This is a genomic window from Enterococcus sp. H57 (genome assembly GCF_003112495.1).
GTDB classification, from domain to species: domain Bacteria; phylum Bacillota; class Bacilli; order Lactobacillales; family Enterococcaceae; genus Enterococcus_B; species Enterococcus_B faecium.
Genome location: NZ_BEHC01000017.1, coordinates 1 through 16,340 on the forward strand (window position 1 = coordinate 1; position 16,340 = coordinate 16,340).

At 37.4% G+C, this 16,340-nt stretch carries 14 protein-coding genes; 2 read left to right on the forward strand and 12 right to left on the reverse strand.

From position 1 onward, the window contains the following. Positions 1 to 247: 247 nt before the first annotated feature. The 6 genes from DIZ30_RS05275 to DIZ30_RS05300 all read right to left on the reverse strand — a co-directional run bounded on the left by DIZ30_RS05275 (position 248) and on the right by DIZ30_RS05300 (position 7,389). A complete protein-coding gene (locus DIZ30_RS05275) occupies positions 248 to 1,426 on the reverse strand; it encodes an IS256-like element ISEf1 family transposase (protein ID WP_000997695.1) in 1,179 nt (392 codons plus the stop codon). 105 nt (positions 1,427 to 1,531) lie between these two features. Next, a complete protein-coding gene (locus DIZ30_RS05280) occupies positions 1,532 to 2,596 on the reverse strand; it encodes a DUF916 and DUF3324 domain-containing protein (RefSeq protein ID WP_109023130.1) in 1,065 nt (354 codons plus the stop codon). A gap of 107 nt (positions 2,597 to 2,703) precedes the next feature. After that, a complete protein-coding gene (locus DIZ30_RS05285) occupies positions 2,704 to 4,731 on the reverse strand; it encodes a MucBP domain-containing protein (protein WP_061573434.1) in 2,028 nt (675 codons plus the stop codon). Between the two features lie 144 nt (positions 4,732 to 4,875). Next, positions 4,876 to 5,604, reverse strand: coding sequence for a WxL domain-containing protein (locus DIZ30_RS05290; RefSeq protein WP_002331156.1), 729 nt, complete (start codon positions 5,602 to 5,604; stop codon positions 4,876 to 4,878). Positions 5,605 to 6,123: 519 nt separating this feature from the next. After that, the gene (locus tag DIZ30_RS05295; RefSeq protein ID WP_061573435.1) at positions 6,124 to 7,023 is read right to left on the reverse strand and encodes a metallophosphoesterase; all 900 of its coding nucleotides are present in this window, start codon (positions 7,021 to 7,023) and stop codon (positions 6,124 to 6,126) included. Positions 7,024 to 7,032: 9 nt separating this feature from the next. Next, the gene (locus DIZ30_RS05300; RefSeq protein ID WP_002287910.1) at positions 7,033 to 7,389 is read right to left on the reverse strand and encodes an iron-sulfur cluster biosynthesis family protein; all 357 of its coding nucleotides are present in this window, start codon (positions 7,387 to 7,389) and stop codon (positions 7,033 to 7,035) included. Between the two features lie 354 nt (positions 7,390 to 7,743). Here DIZ30_RS05300 and DIZ30_RS05305 point away from each other — a divergent pair, with 354 nt between their 5' ends. Next, complete coding sequence (locus tag DIZ30_RS05305; RefSeq protein WP_002287909.1) at positions 7,744 to 8,040, forward strand: phenylalanyl-tRNA synthetase subunit alpha; 297 nt, start codon at positions 7,744 to 7,746, stop codon at positions 8,038 to 8,040. Between the two features lie 522 nt (positions 8,041 to 8,562). Here DIZ30_RS05305 and DIZ30_RS05310 read toward each other — a convergent pair. The 4 genes from DIZ30_RS05310 to DIZ30_RS05325 are packed head-to-tail and all read right to left on the reverse strand — an operon-like array spanning position 8,563 to position 12,193. Beyond that, positions 8,563 to 9,516 (reverse strand): siderophore ABC transporter substrate-binding protein, encoded by a 954-nt coding sequence (locus tag DIZ30_RS05310; RefSeq protein ID WP_002297792.1) that lies wholly within the window; start codon positions 9,514 to 9,516, stop codon positions 8,563 to 8,565. 22 nt (positions 9,517 to 9,538) lie between these two features. Then, the gene (locus DIZ30_RS05315; RefSeq protein ID WP_002297790.1) at positions 9,539 to 10,294 is read right to left on the reverse strand and encodes an ABC transporter ATP-binding protein; all 756 of its coding nucleotides are present in this window, start codon (positions 10,292 to 10,294) and stop codon (positions 9,539 to 9,541) included. After that, entirely contained in the window at positions 10,291 to 11,250 is a 960-nt protein-coding gene (locus DIZ30_RS05320) for an iron chelate uptake ABC transporter family permease subunit (protein ID WP_002297789.1), read from the reverse strand. The genes DIZ30_RS05315 and DIZ30_RS05320 overlap by 4 nt, the downstream gene beginning before the upstream one ends. Beyond that, positions 11,243 to 12,193 (reverse strand): ABC transporter permease, encoded by a 951-nt coding sequence (locus DIZ30_RS05325; RefSeq protein WP_002297787.1) that lies wholly within the window; start codon positions 12,191 to 12,193, stop codon positions 11,243 to 11,245. The genes DIZ30_RS05320 and DIZ30_RS05325 overlap by 8 nt, the downstream gene beginning before the upstream one ends. 149 nt (positions 12,194 to 12,342) lie before the next feature. On the opposite strand from DIZ30_RS05325, the gene DIZ30_RS05330 reads away from it, so the two are divergent. Next, positions 12,343 to 12,795, forward strand: a complete 453-nt coding sequence (locus DIZ30_RS05330) for a YueI family protein (RefSeq protein ID WP_002287902.1) — start codon at positions 12,343 to 12,345, stop codon at positions 12,793 to 12,795. Positions 12,796 to 12,883: 88 nt separating this feature from the next. Here DIZ30_RS05330 and gshAB read toward each other — a convergent pair whose 3' ends face one another. Both gshAB and ftsY read right to left on the reverse strand, forming a co-directional pair. Next, positions 12,884 to 15,151 carry a bifunctional glutamate--cysteine ligase GshA/glutathione synthetase GshB gene (gshAB, locus tag DIZ30_RS05335; protein WP_061573436.1) on the reverse strand — a complete coding sequence of 756 codons (2,268 nt, stop codon included), beginning with the start codon at positions 15,149 to 15,151 and terminating at the stop codon, positions 12,884 to 12,886. A gap of 186 nt (positions 15,152 to 15,337) precedes the next feature. Next, positions 15,338 to 16,336 carry a signal recognition particle-docking protein FtsY gene (gene ftsY / locus DIZ30_RS05340; RefSeq protein WP_002287900.1) on the reverse strand — a complete coding sequence of 333 codons (999 nt, stop codon included), beginning with the start codon at positions 16,334 to 16,336 and terminating at the stop codon, positions 15,338 to 15,340. Between the last annotated feature and the right edge of the window lie 4 nt (positions 16,337 to 16,340).

Sequence of the window (16,340 nt, forward strand, 5' to 3'; positions counted from 1 at the left end):
AGAAAATCACTGGATTATCGAACACCTTTGGAAGTATTTTTGAGTTACGTAAGTATTGATGATCTGTCTAACTTAATTTGACAATTAAGATTATTATAAAAAGAGCCCAACCATCCTACAATAATAAAAATTTACTATTTGTTATCTTAACCTTACTTTTCTTTCTCTTCTTTTTTTCTCAAAACAAACAAAAGTGGGAGCGTCAATAATTTTGTGTAAATAAATTGTCCTCCTGCAAAATAATTAGTTACTCAGTAAACATTGAAACTAATGTATCGGTTACCTGTTGAAAACCTTTATGGCTTCTGTTTAGAAATTTTTGATTGTATGTATCAAAAATGCTGACTAGAAAGCGTTCTAGTGATTCTTCATTTTGAAACTGCTCTTTTCTACGGCTGTATCTTTTAATTTGCTTATTGAAAGACTCGATTAGATTGGTTGAGTAAATGGTTCTACGAATGCTAGGTGGAAAATCATAAAAAGTTAATAAGTCTTGGTTTTCTATGAGTGACTGCGTCACTTTAGGATAGTTTTTCTTCCATTTCTCAATCATGCCGGATAAGAAGGTATTCGCTTCTTCTTTTGAGTTAGCTTGATAAACAGCCTTAAAGTCATCACAGATTTCTTTTCGGTCTTTGACACGTACTTTATGAGCGATATTACGAGATACATGGATACAACAATGCTGATATTTTGCTTTAGGATAAATTTGATGGATAGTATCTTTCATGCCTTTTAAGCCGTCCGTAATAAAAAGCAAGACTTCTTGAACTCCTCTGGAGTTAATATCCTGTAGCAGCTCATTCCAAACGTATGTTGATTCAGTTGGAGCAATCGCATAACTCAGTACTTCTTTAGTGCCGTCTTCTCGTATACCAATGGCAATATAAATCGCTTCTTTGGATACAGTTTGACGTTTTAGTGGAATGTAAGTAGCGTCCATAAAAATAGCGACATACTTATCATTTAAGGCTCTGGATTTAAAGGCATTTACTTCTTCAGTCAGAACTTTAGTCATGTTGGACATGGTTTGTGGAGTATAGTGATGACCGTACATTTTTTCGATCAAATCAGCAATTTCAGACATCGTAACACCTTTTTCGAATAAATGGATAATAGTGGTTTCCAATGTATCGTTTGTTCTTTTGTAGGCTGGTAAAGTTTGTTGTTTAAACTCACCATTACGATCTCTAGGTATTTCCAATGTTAATTCACCATATTCGGTTTTGATTGATCGAAAGTAAGAACCGTTTCTCGAATTACCTGAATTAAAACCAGTGCGATCATATTTTTCGTAATCTAAAAAAGCCGTTAATTCAGTCCGTAGGAGTGTGTTTATCGCTTTTTCTAAGTGCGAACGGAATAATTCATTTAAATCGCCTTTAGTGACTAGAGTTTGCACAATTTCTGTAGTAAAATCATTCATAGGGAAGTCCTCTTTTCTGTGAATTGGTTGTCGTTAACTTTATTCTACAGAAGGGACTTCCTTTTTTGTATGGATTTTTTCATTTACACAAAATATTTTATACTCTCACAAAAGTATGCATAATAAAATAAACAATAAGAAAAGTGAAGCTACTAAGATATAAATCCAATTATTGTCTTTTTTAATCGTAACATCCGTCGTGTTCAATTCCTTGGCTACTTTTCCGTCTATTGTAAAATCTTTTTCAAATACCCATTGATTGGTATAGTTGATCGTAGTATTTCCTTTTTTTCTCGAAAATTTTCCATTTTCATTTTCATTTCCTAAAACAGTCATTGTAAGGTGATATTCACCTGGGGTTAGCGGTTGACCATTTAAAGCAGTTGGAAAAGAAAAATTTGTATTCGGCGCAATCTGCAACGCTTCTTTTTCCTCTTGATATAAAACTTCAGAATGTCCTTTTTTTGTAATTTTTGTTTCAATAACTACTTGATTGATATAGGTTTTTTGATCATTTTGAACGTTTGCTAAGATGACATTTCTTGCATTGATTTGATCTGGTTTAACTTCATGAAGAGTAAGGTTCGGAGCAACTTCGTTCAGTGTCTGTCGCATCAACAAAGCAATAATATAGGTGTATTCATTCTCAATCGATAAGCTTTGATCCTTAGTTTCTGTTTGGTCCTTTTCCGTCTGGATTTCTTGGAATGTGATCCCACCAGCCAATACACCATCAAATCGCTTATTCGGCATCCTGACATGAAAAGCAACGGTTTGGACACTTTTAGGTTTTAGCGTCACTATCTGTGGATAGCTCACATAATCTACCAGATCAAAGATCAGGCTCATGTCTTTTTCAATCTCGTTTTTTCCGTATTCAACCATCACATTTGAATTGGTGGTTGCGCTATTCACAGAAATATCGATTTTCACTTCTTTTTCTGTATCATTTCTCAATTCCGCTTTTACTTCTACTTCCTGATCCGGATCAAGTTGAAGATCGAAGTAAGTTTTTCTCTTGTCGATTTGATTCTCTGAAGTTATCGGCGTCACTGAAAAATTAAATGCACTAGCTGACACTGATATATTGTTAAAAAGTGCCCCTAAAATAACTAGGAGTGTTATAAATAATTGTTGTTTTGGTCTCAAGAAAATCGCTCCTTTAATCATATGTAAGAGAAGACTATAACAAAATCTTGTCTCTGTGGGACACAAGAGCCTATGGTACCTGTGCCCTTCTTGAAACTCAATAATTTTGTTATATTCTTCTCTTCCTGTTAATTTCCTGGGACATCTGCAAGTATCCAAGATAGTTTCCCCTCAAAGGTTCCGATTCTTTGGTTTTCTACAGGAATATCTATTCTGATTCCACGATGAGCTGTAGAATCTAAAAGAGAGGACAAATCGCTTTCACCCTTTTGATCACTTTCGAAAATCGTAACAGCGGATGTCCCTATAACCGTTGTATTTTCAGAGGTAACAAAGGAAAGAGCTTCTGGAAGCTCAAAATCTCCATTTGTAAGAACTTTCTCTTGTTTCAATTGTAATTTCCAACTTCCAAAAGCCCGTTCATCTATAATTTTCAACCCACCTGAAAACTGTCCGAATTCACTTAATGGTCTACTGGATATTTTATGTTTTCCAAAATTGACATATTGAGGAGCAGTTGAGAGATAAAGTTTGCCTTTTCTGTAATAAAAATAGATATCCTCTGTATTTTCGGAGAAGATGCCTTCTGTATTCGCTGAATCCGAGTCAAAGACATACCCTTCAACATCAATAGGAGTTTCTTTATACTTCTCTCCTATTTTCCCAGTGATTGTTTTCATTTCAGCAATATCAATCTGACTGTCTTTATCTTTATAATAAACATGGATATCTATCTCCTTCAGCTTTGCGATCTTTAGGTTTATTTCATTCGATTGCTCAATCAAATTCTCGTTTTCAAGGTATTCAAAATGCATAGTGAGTACTTTTTCAGGAATTACTTCCTGCAAAGTTGTCTCCAATTCGATTATTAACGTATCTCCAGCAATAAAATAATCTGTCAGATTTAGCGTGACTCGATTTCCGGTTATCAAGATATCTTTGGCATCAATTTGATTTCCATTGATCAAGATATGCTCGGGAATAGTTAATTCTTGTGGGAGGTCGATACTAGTCTGCATTTTCTTATATTCAAGAAAATCCCCCTCGACCTTCAATGTATTTCTGATAGTTATCTTATCGTTTCCTCCAGCTTCAGCGATGGCCCCATAATCACTATCGTTGACTTTTACATCAGCTGTTGATGTGACATTCGATGGAAGTCGCGTGACAGCGACAGCATTTTCTTGAAAAAAAGTACCTGTTGAAGAAGTAAACCCCCAATTTACTTCTGTAGAACCAAACTGCCTAATGAGATCAGGTATAATCCGAGAAGAGCGACCGACACCTTCCAAATCATAAGTAAGACTTCTTTGCTCCGCGTCCCATTTAATTATTAACAAGCGCCATGTGCCATTAGAAAGAAATGTAGGAGCTACCGTCACGCCAGTATGCTCTCCAGAATAATTATTATTATTTGGTTTAGGCGTGGCAAAAGCGACATGTCCATGCCCTCTATTATCAGCAGTTATCTCTCGATCCATTCGATCAGAAGAACCACTATTTTTATACGTATCAAACTCAATCGAGAGCGCATTCGCAATGTAAGGTTGGCCAGAACGAGTAGAATATGAGCCAATTCCCATACCTGGCGATCCAATAACTTGACTGGGATTACTAGCCATTCTAGGATCGCCAGTCAATGTAAAGGTCATGCCATCTCCCGCTCTATCTCGTTGATTTCCTAAGTATAAATAAGATTTAAATGTAAAATCCGAGAGTAAACTAATCTTCTTATTTGACCAAATAGCTCCTCTTTGAGACCTTTCTGCTGGGTTCAACTGCAGTAACTTCCCATTTTCCAATATGGACGTGCTAGTACCGATAGGTGTTTGAAAAATTTTATCGATAGAAATAATATTGGGATCGTCAGGCAGCTCAACCGCAGAAATTGGTGCATCTTCCAGTCCTTGTTTGTCCGAACCCTCAGCTTCTACGTTGTCAGTGGTCTCTCCACTACTCGAAATACTTAAATCCTCACTGCTTTCTTGTGTCTGGTTGGATTCTATTAAACTGTCGAATGTCGAAGTGAGTTTGCTTTCTTCGTCTCTTCTATTTCCATGCTCCAACTGATTCAATTCCAAAGAGTACCCTATGATCGGAAAGATATTAGTCACTAAGAGACTGCTTAAAATGAGCACGATCCTCCTCTTTTTCAATATATCTTTTCCTCCTGATCGTTAAATTCCTAGATGAACTATTCGTATCCAAACAAATTTAGCCTAGCCTTTGACAATTTTTGCTCGATTACCTCGCAAGACAATATGACTACGTATTTATTTTTAACAGTTCTTTTCAGTAAACTAGTTGTTAGGTGTATCTTCTAATGTCCAAACTAATTTAGTGGAATATTGTTGCGCTAACTTGACAGATTTACCGGGTACCGAAAGCTGTACCGCATCTTGATTTTCATTTTCATTTGCACCAAATCGATAGACCCAAGTCCCCACACCTGTTCCTGATTTAGCATTAATTGCTAACGTATTGTTTCCTCCCGGTGTCAACGTTAATTCAGAATTCACCGTTTGCGGCATATATGTTGGATCAACCAAAGAAACAGCCTGCCCTTTCGTAAATTTCAGCTGTGCTCCAACTAGTTCATCCCCACTGGCAGTTTTAAACTGTTCTGGTTGAGAGACACTTAATTTCCACCCAGATAAGGTACCTCTCCTATCTGTCACTTGGACATATGTCGGTTTTCTAGACCCATCGTTCATCACATCAGCAGCTGCATAATACGTTTTATCCGCAGTAGAAATTTTTTGAGTCCCAAATTTGAATTTTGATCCATAATCAATCGATAATGCCCCTCCTGTTCCAGGGCTTGGAGGATCTGATGGATCGACAGGTTTATTGGGATCAGGATTCTCTGGATCAACAGGAGGAGTTACACCCTCATCTCCTGCTTCAAATGTAATCGTTCCTTCTGTGTTATATTCCTTTGGGTATACTTCAGTTGCAGAAACAAAAGTCGTACTTGCTACCATGCTGAATAACATCGTTGCTGCTGTTAATACGATTTCTTTTTTCATCATTGACATTCCTCTTTCTTTATTTACTAAACATATCAGTCGATTGGATTAATCCATAGCAAAATTCTGTTTTACGATACTTATGAAATAAAAGAACATAGACCTATATTTGGTCCTATGTATCGATTAGTTATAAATGATTATCAGCCCGATTTGATTTCTAGTTTTTATTGCAACTTGATGCAAACACAATCTAGAAATACAGCTGTCATAGCCTTTAAAATAATTCGTAAGTCCCCCTCCTATCTATCAAAATGTGACTTGACTGCCTAGACTTCAATCAATATTAATTATAATTAAATAAAAAATGTATATTATATTTTTTTTTGTGATTATCGTTCAAAAAAAGAATAAACGCTTGCATCTAGTACTCTGCGAGTTACAAATCATCCGATCAAATAAACATTCGCTGATTATTTTCCACAAAAAAAGCAGCATATCCACGATAAATGGATCTACTGCTCTTACTTATCCTTATGTTTTACAAGGTATTTTCTTTTACACATTACTAATGCTGTCTCAATACGGAACGATTGTCATCGCTTGTTCAAATTCCTCTTGCAAATGTTGTGTTTGATAGGCCTGAAAAGCTGGGTGATGGGCACGCAAGAGGACACGTGATTTCATAGGATCATAGCTGTCTAGCAACTGTTCTTTCAAGACAAAATCTCGGGTCAGCTGCCATTCATAATAATAACCAAAAGGTCTGCAGCTGTAAATCGTGTGACCGATGGATTTATCTTCAAAGCGACGATGCGTATGGCCAAAAACTACTTGTTTGATATTTGAATAACGGTCAAGTAATTCTCCGAATGATTCTGATCCTAAAAATGCATTTAATTTGTTCCAACGCTCATAAGGAGCAGATTGATACATGATAAATGCCCGTTTAGGAACGAAATGAGTGGATAAAATCACCTCAAGTTTTTTTGCTTCCAGCTGGTCTAGCAAATTTTTTGCAGCTGCAAGCATTTCTGCATTGACCTCGAGATCTGTTTTCCCACGCTGGATGAACCGATCATACCAATACAAACGCTTCATTCGTACGATTGCCTCGTAATCTTTCAATTCGGAAAACTGATAGTCGTACCAGCCATTCATCCCTAAAAGAACGGTCTGCTCATTTAAAGCAATATACCGTTCATTTAAAAAATGTGGGTCTGGAAAATGGTTCATCATCTGTTCATTGGGCACATCTGCCAACTCGTGATTGCCGAAATGAAATGTCGTAGATAATCCTTTATTGGCGAAAAATTCGACAACCGCTAGGCAGCGATCTACTTTATTAGCCGTATCTCCGGCTAGATGAAGCCGAGTGATTTTGTGCTTTTGCAAAACTTGCCAAAGCTGCATTAGCTCTGGTTCGCCGAATTTATTGATGTCCACATGTAGGTCGCTGATGATTGCCAAATTTCCCATTTTATCCCTCTAGTCTTTTCGAACAACTTGCAAGTTGCCTTTTCTCAAGCCACTTGGTCCTTTTAATTGTAAACTATTATAAGTTGGTTCTAAAGCAAGTGTGGATGGATCATCCATGTAAAGTATTGCACTGTCTTTGATTTTGATTGGTCCAACTGGTGTATCAGCCACTACAGAATAAAGACTTAGATCTGTTTGTGTATCTTTTTTAACAATGATCAATCGAAATGCCGTGTCTAATTGACAACTGACTTGGCTTTCTGCAAATGGACCGTCACCGTTTTCGATATCTAATAAAAGTTGATCGTCTGCTTCTAATTTATTCTTCAATACTTCTTGTGCTTCTTTTGTCACTTCTAATTTCATCTGTATCACCTCATGTCATAGAATAATCACTTTATTCATCAGATGCAACTAATTTGTCTGGTTCTGACTGTTCTCAATTTATTGGAAAGTAAGTCATTCGTTTATTATGATTTCTCTTATCACAAAAGAGACAACTTTCCCTTTTCTTCGTTCAGTTTCTTGAACGGAAAAAGACCCAAAAAGCAACCTGTTATTTGTTTAACCTTATTCCTTTCTTAAATAACAAAAAATACTATAAAAAATAAAAAACCTTTAACAACTATTGGAAAAAGAATTACTTTTTGTTCACGGATTATTAACAACTCTTCGGTAGAGTAAACTTATCAAATAAAAGACTTCTTTGGAGGAATCACTATGAAGGAATATATAAAAAACATCTATTTTATCGAAGAAACACAAAATATCGAGGGTTCTTATATTGAAGTAAAAACACTCTTTGTCAATGAAGATAAAACCAAAGCATTGGATATTTATAAAAAATTAGCTTCAAAAAAAACGAATAGTTTTGGATTGATATTAAGCGAGTATAAAATCAAAGCAGAAGAAAGTTATTTCTATCAATTATTAAAACGGTGGAGTAAGCTTCCCGCCGATTTTTATCGAAAAATGCAGATCATCAACTATCAACCGCTTGCTGAGACACATGCCTAAATAGAGGTTGTGAAATCAGTGCTTTGAGCTAATACCGAAGGTCAGCTGATGGAACATCGTTTAGAAGAGATTGTGACAACTACGATTTGCTTTAAGTAATAAGAACGCTGGACAGAAAATAGCTTCTCATATTTTCTAGTCTAGTGGACTTATTGCCGAGAAGCAGCAGATGGAACATCGTTTAAAGAAGAGATCGGTACAAAATAAAAATATCTAAATTTAAGTTTTATCTAAGTTTCGCTTTGTACCTTTGATTCAAATCAAAGGAGGCGATCTTGATGCTGAAAAAATGGATCACACTATTTTTTGCCACTCCCCATTCTAGAATCAACCCGTATGATGTAGAGAATGAATTCACGTTGAAAAAAGATTTCCCAAATAAATAAAAACCATCCGTAAAATCATCAATACGATTTTACGGATGGTTTTTGATAACTTCTTTGAGGATAGGCTCTTGCTATTTAAGAATGTAAGAAACATTATTGTTACATAGTATGAGAGTTTAATCCTCTGTTATTTATGCTATTTAAATGCTTGATTCACATCTTCGATCATCAGTTTCATTGATTCTAAACCGCCCCCGCTTAAATACCAGACATCTGGTTCAAGGGAGATGATCTGCTGATTTTTACCAGCATTCGTTTGTGCTACCAGTTCATTGGCAGAAATATCATCTTTGCTGTCGTCTCCACCAATAGCTTTTGTTCTGTCTACTACAAATAAGATATCCGGATTTTTTTCCAGCACATATTCATAAGAAACACTTTGACCGTGAGTGGATGCTTCGATTTGATCATCTGCTTGTTCAAAGCCAAATAAATCATGGATGAAACCGAATCTAGAACCAGATCCGTAGGCTGATAATTGCCCTTCATTCACAAGTGTGACTAGTGCTTTTTTGTCAGTAGCTTCTGCTTTCTTTTTCGTCTGATCGATTGCACTAGATAATTCCTCTAATTGAGTTTTAGCTTCTTCTTGCTTACCAAAGATCTCCCCTAAAGCAGTGACATTTTGCTGGAAAGATTCCCATGGATTTTTCGCATCTAAAGAAAGGAAAATGGTCGGAGCAATTTGACTTAGATCTTTTTGAAAATCTCTTTGCCGGCCAGAAATGATGATCAGGTTTGGCTGAAGCTGATTGATTTTTTCTAAGTCTGGTTCTTTGATCCCACCTGCTGATTCCACTTTTTTATAGGAGGAAAGATACTCAGGAAGGCTGCTCGTAGCTGCTCCAACTACCTTATCTCCAACACCAAGAGCATCCATCGTATCTAAAGAACCATTGTCGAATACGACGACTTTTTCAGGATTCTTTGGCACCTCGATTTGATCGCCATTACTGTCTTTTATCGTTAATGCCGTTTCAGCTTGCGTACTGCTTTTCTTTGTATCTGCCTGACTGGTGTTGTTGCTATTTCCACATGCTGCTAAACCAAATGATGCTAGAATCAAGATACCTACTACTAATTTTTTCATCTCTTCTCTCCTAATGTTAGTTTTAGAAATAAAGACAGAATCTGCGGCCTTCAATCTCACAAATCCGTATGTCCATTTCGTATAATTCATCCAATACATCTTTTTTTATCATTTCTTGGGTCGTTCCTTGCGTGAATAACTGTCCATCTTTCATCGCAACAATTTCGTCTGCATAACTTGCAGCAAAGTTGATATCATGAAGAACGATAACAATTGTTTTCCCGATTTCTTGTACTAATTTTTTTAAGATCTGCATGATTTGAACCGCAAAATTCATATCTAGATTGTTCAAAGGTTCATCCAGTAAAATATAATCCGTGTCTTGCGCTAGTACCATTGCAATATACGCACGTTGGAGTTGACCGCCTGAAAGAGTGTCAATCGATTGATCCGCTATTTCTTCTAACCCAAGGTGTTCCAGTGATTCCTGAACGATTTCCTCGTCTTTTGTCGTCAATTTTCCTTTCGTATAAGGAAATCGTCCAAATTCTACTAATTCTTTCACGGTGATTTGGACATTTATTTCATTCGATTGTCGTAGGATCGATAATTTTTTGGCTAATTCATTGGATTTCCAAGCCTTTACTTCGTTATGGTCTAAATAGATTTCACCTGTATCTTTTGGTATCAAACGACTGATCATCGACAACACCGTTGACTTTCCAGCACCATTTGGACCGATAAAAGCAGTCAACTTCTTTTCAGGAATCGTTAACTGTACATCTTTAACCACTGATTTTCCATGGTACAGTTTATTGACCTTTTGTAAATCAATCATAGGATACTCTTCCTTTCGCGAATCAATTTTGTGACAAAATAAATTCCTCCGACAAATTCAACGACGACACTCACTGTTGTATTCCAGCCGAAAATCTGCTCTACTGCGAGCTGTCCTCCTGTCAGAAACAGCATAGCTACCAGAAAGCTTCCGATAAATAGCTGACCATGACGATAAGTAGAAAAGACACGATAACTGATATTTGCGACAATAAACCCTAAAAAAGTAACTGGACCCACAAGAGCCGTTGATGTCCCTGTCAAAAGACTGACACAACATAAAATCAAAAATTCAAAACGATCTGTGTCTATCCCGAGGTTTACTGCTTGTTCATTTCCGAGATGGAAAACGTCTAGCACATGTCGATATCGAAATAACAGGTACCAGCAGCCGATAATGATCAAAGAAGCAGGCAAAAGATACTGACTCTGGATATTGCCAAAGCTTGCAAATAATCTGCCTTGAAGCAAATCATATTCATTCGGATCCATGATGACTTGTAAAAAGGTACTGACACTACCAAAAAGCGTACCTAAAATCATCCCTGACATCAGTAATAAAAAAAGATTCGCTCTCATTTTTTTCAAAAGAAAGAAAAATAACAACAGACTCAACCCGACCATCAGCCCAACGTTCAATAAGAAAAAACCTGTACCTGTCTGCTGAAGCATCGTCACTCCTCCGATAAAGAAGAAAAGGACCGTTTGGACAAGGACATATAACGACTCAAGTCCCAATACTGAAGGAGTCAAAAACTGGTTATGCGTAATTGTCTGAAAGCTGATTGTGGCACTGCTGACAGCTAGCGAGACAAGGATAAATGCAAAAATTTTCTTACTCCTCAATGCCCATGCAAAATGCCAGTTTCCATATGTATGGATCGTCAAGTACATTCCTGTAACAAATAAAACAAGAACAAGCATACCAATAAAAATAGATGGCTTTTTTTTAAGCATATCGTCGCCCCCTTATCAGAAGATAAAGGAAGATAGCCCCACCGATGATTCCAACGATCACACTGACTGGTATTTCATAAGGAAAAATCAACACGCGAGCGACAAGATCGCAAAATACTAAGAACAAACTACCTGCTAAAGCAGTTACGCCAATTGTTTTGTGCACTTGATCTCCATATATTCTAGAGACAAGATTCGGAATGATCACTCCGATAAAAGGAATGCTTCCTACCATGATCAACATGACTGCACTAGCCAATGATACTAAGCCAATGCCTAAAAACTGCATCTTCTGGTAATCTATTCCCAAATTTACTGCAAACGATTCGCCCAGACCAATGATCGTAAATCGGTAAGCAAATAGCCAAACCAAGAGCAACAATGGAACAACAGCATACAATAACTCATAATTTCCTCGTATCACAGTCGCAAAATTCCCTTGAAGCCATGAAGTCATATTTTGTACCAACTGGAATTGATAAGCAAAAAAAGTAGCAACTGAACCAATGATATTCCCTAACATGACTCCAATCAACGGAAGCATCAATTGATTTTTCTGGGGGAACAATCGCGTAAGGGATAAAAAAAGCAATGTTCCTGCAAAAGCAAAGCAAAATGCTGTCAAGGATCGGACAATCAAGGATGCACCAGGTAGGAAAATCATAGCCACTAAAATACCTAAACGCGCACTATCCATCGTGCCCGCAGTCGTTGGTGAAACAAATTTATTTTGGGTCAAATGTTGCATGATCAACCCACAAATACTACTGGTCGCTCCCACAAGGATCAAACAAATCGTTCGTGGCAAACGAGTCGCTAGCAAGATTTGTAAGCTTTGCCCATCTAACTGGAGCAGTTCTGACAATTGTACATTCGATACTCCGATGAACAATGAAATACTACTTAAAATAACTAATAATGCTACTAGTCGTCCGTAGCGCATCCAATCCACCTTTCTAATTGAGAATGATTTTCATTCTTATTTTAAGTGAATCGTTGAACAAAAGCAACCGCTTTTTCATATGTTTTAGGTATTATTGGGAATATGCTATAATCGTAAGAAAGACAAAGAGAAGAAGGAGGGTATTTTTTATGGCACAAGATGATGTAAAAAGCCATTTGGATAAGGGACTTTATGGTACACCTTTAGTGAACCCTGAAGAACAGCATAAATATTTAGGGACATTCAGGGAACGCTGCTATCTTAGTATGACTGTTGCTGAAATGATCCAACCAAAAAACAAAGAAAACTTTTTAAAAGAACTCAAAAAACATCCAGATGCTTCCATACTCTTGAATGGGGCTCTACCCCTTTCTGTCCAAAACCAATATATCCAGCTAGCAACGAAAAACAATAGCCGATTTACTGTAGTCAACGATTACGTCACTGCAAATCCTGAGGAATTCGGATTGCTCTTAACAGCAAAAGAAGCAGTAAATGAACCTGTGATTGATATCGAAAAAAAATACCCAGAAGAAAACTCTTCGCCAGCTGAAAAAGAAAAACCAAAAAAGAAAAAAAGCTTCTGGGATCGTTTATTTTAAAACGAAAAAACACATAAATTTTTACATGCAAAAAAAGCTTTTGATCAGATTGACATCAAATAGGACAATCTGTCAAAAGCTTTTTCTTTTAAAATACTTCAGGATATAACAATTTCAATACATTCATCGTCAATCTTCTGCCTTTTCCTGCAAAGGGATAAACATGCATATGCATCGCTGGATTGAAATTTGCTTCGATGATCCTATATGCTTTTTTATCAGTTGTAGGATCGATTTCTTTATCTGGTATAATCAAATCGATACCACTGATCTTAGCTCCTAGTGCTTCTACCGCAGAAACGGCGATTTTTTTGTAAGCTTCAGAAAATTCATCAGTCATATCGATCGAATCACCGCCCGTACTGATATTTGAGTTCTCCCTTAGATAAACAATTTGATTGGCTTGGGGAACTGATTCGATCGTTAACCCTTGTTCTTTCAACATCAATTGTTCTAATTCACCTAATTGGATCAATTCTAAAGGTGCACGATGATTCGTTCCACGCAAAGGGTCACTATTTTTTTCTTCAACTAGTTCTTTCACTGTTCGGATACCGTCACCAATAACATTAGCAGGGACTCGCAACATGATGGCTTGGACTTCTCCGTCGATCACAAAGAAACGATATTCCGTTCCCGGCATAAATTCTTCTACTAAAACCGAACTGTCTTCACGAAAAGCAATGGCTAAACCTGCTTGATAATCTTCCAGACTAGCTCCTTCTTTGAAAATCGTGATACCTAACCCGTAATTGGTTGATTTAGGTTTGATCACAAATGCCTGATCGGCAAATCTCGGATAAGCTTTTACGGCTTCTTCCATTGATGAAAATTCTGCGCCTCCTGGTACCCGGAACCCAGCTTCTTTTAAGACTTTTTTCGTTACTGTTTTGTTTTCCATGATAAGTGGGACGATATAGCTGTCCTTACTTGTCATGTTTGCATTTTTCACATATTCTACATGGTCTTGGAATTGCAGACGCAAAAATTGATCCGACTCATCTAATACTTTGACTTGGACACCTTTTTGGATGGCATCGAACATAAATATCTGAGTAGAAAGTTCCATTTCGCGAAAACCGGCCAACTGATAGGGACGTTCATGGCTTTCTTTATAATATTGATGTCCCAATGCCACAGCAACTTCTTGCTGACTCGATAGCTGTGCTTCTTGATAGAGTTTCGCTGCTAACGTTTGTTCAGGATGATCCATTTGAGTCAATGCTTCCTCTACTAAATAAAGAGAATCCAACCAATCCAATTCAACCAGCATTTGCTTCATCCCTTCAAGAATTTCTCTACCTTCTTGATGAAATTCTGTTTGATCTGATGGTTGTTCTAGTGCTACTTTGTTATTTCGAGTCGTACCTTCTGCTACCCATTGGTCACAGTCTTCTTTTTCTTCTGTCCATAACATGTACATCAGGAATAATTGTAAGAACCGAACTTGCTCTGGATTGATACCCAATCTTGCATAAGGATTCAAATCGATATTCCGCAATTCAATATAACGAACACCTGTTGTTGCTAAATCTGCGACTTTCTTTCCGCCTCGGAAACGAAGCGGTGTATAAAATTCTTTCTCCTCCGAAAGTTTCCCTTCTTCGATCATTCGCTCGATATCTGCTAAATACTGTTTCATAGAAGCATAGGAAACTTTCACATTTGGATGATTCGTATAGCCCAGCGCACTGTTGCGAATACTGCGAACAGGTTCTTGCGGATGTGATTCATCTAAAAAGTAGTTCTTCTCACTCATTGGTGAAGCACCGAATAAATAAGTGATCATCCAGCGATAGCGCATAAAGTTTCTCGCTGTTTTCAAATAAAGTTCTGTTTTGAATTCGGAAAAATCTTGAAATTCTTCCTGATGGCTGAACAATGTTCTTAGCAACTCATCGCCAAATTCAAAATTGAAATGGATACCGCTTACCATCTGTTTTCGCTTCCCGTATTCTTTTGCTAAATAACGTCGATACAAGACATCTTCGAAATTTTTTAATTTTGCAATAATGATCTCTTCGTCTTTTTCCGGTAAGGCAGGTGGCATACTTAATGGCCAGATCATCTCTTCTTTCGGTATAGAACGAGCAGTCACATCATAAACAGCAGCGAGATACTGAAATAATTCGGGAATAGAATCGGTAACAGGGGTGATCATCTCTGTTTGTGTTTCGCTAAAATCTGTTTGGATATAGGGGTGATAGGATCGATCGCCAAAGATTGCTGGATGATCGGTTTTTGCTAGATTTCCTGCAAGATCAACCCGCTGTCCTTCCCGTTCTATACCAAATCGAGCTTGGTCGATAAAAGGGCGCGCATTGACATGCAATAATAATTGCTTAAAATTCATCATTAAGTGACCTCCAATTCATATGAATCTAATTATAATCAAAAAGTCTAAGAAAAAGAACGAAATTGTTTGAGAACCGCTTACAAATAAGTATAAAAATGAAGGCATCAAAAACACAGCTATGTTAAAAACAATCATTCAAACAAGGAGCTGCAACTTTTGTCACAGCTCCTGCTTTTTAGACATGGGTTATTCTTCTTTTAGTAATCCTTTGAACAATCCAACGACAAAATCATTTGGATCAAACGGCTCCAAGTCATCGATTCCTTCACCAAGACCGACCAATTTCACTGGTAAATGCAATTCATTACGGATAGCAAGTACGATACCGCCCTTTGCTGTACCATCTAATTTTGTCAAAACAAGACCGGTCACATCTGTTGTTTCTTTGAATTGTTTTGCTTGAACCATCGCGTTTTGACCAGTTGTTGCATCTAGTACAAGAAGTGTTTCTTGGGGTGCTTCTGGTAATTCCCGCTGGATTACTCGTTTTATTTTTTCTAATTCGTTCATCAAGTTCACTTTATTTTGCAGTCGGCCTGCAGTATCAACTAGTAAAACATCTGCCTGCTCTGTCTTTGCTCTTTCCAAAGCATCGAATACGACAGCTGCTGGATCGCCGCCTGCATTGCCACGAACAACTTCAACACCAGCGCGTTCGCCCCAGACAACTAACTGGTCGATTGCTCCAGCGCGGAAGGTATCTGCTGCTGCCATCAATACTTTTTTACCTTCGTTTTTGAACTGATGGGCAAGTTTACCAATACTTGTTGTTTTCCCTACACCATTAACACCGACAAACAAAATAACTGTTAGTCCGTCTTCTTGGATATTTAGTTCATTTACTTCATTGATTCCTTCCGCTTCATAGAGATCCACAAGTTTCTCGATGATCGCATTTTGGACTTCTGCCGATTTTTTCGCATTTCTGAGTTTCACTTCTTGACGTAATGCTTCGGTGATTCGTATCGCTGTTTCAAAACCTACATCTGCACCGATAAGTGTTTCTTCTAATTCTTCAAAAAAGTCTTCATCGACTGTTCGAAAATTGGCAAACAACTCATTCATCCGTTCACCAAATGTTTTACGCGTCTTTTCTAAACCCTTGTCGTACTTCTCCTGTACTTCAACTTCTTCTGTTTTCTCTTCGCCAGTAAAAGCACGCTTGATTTTATCAAAAAATCCCATTTGA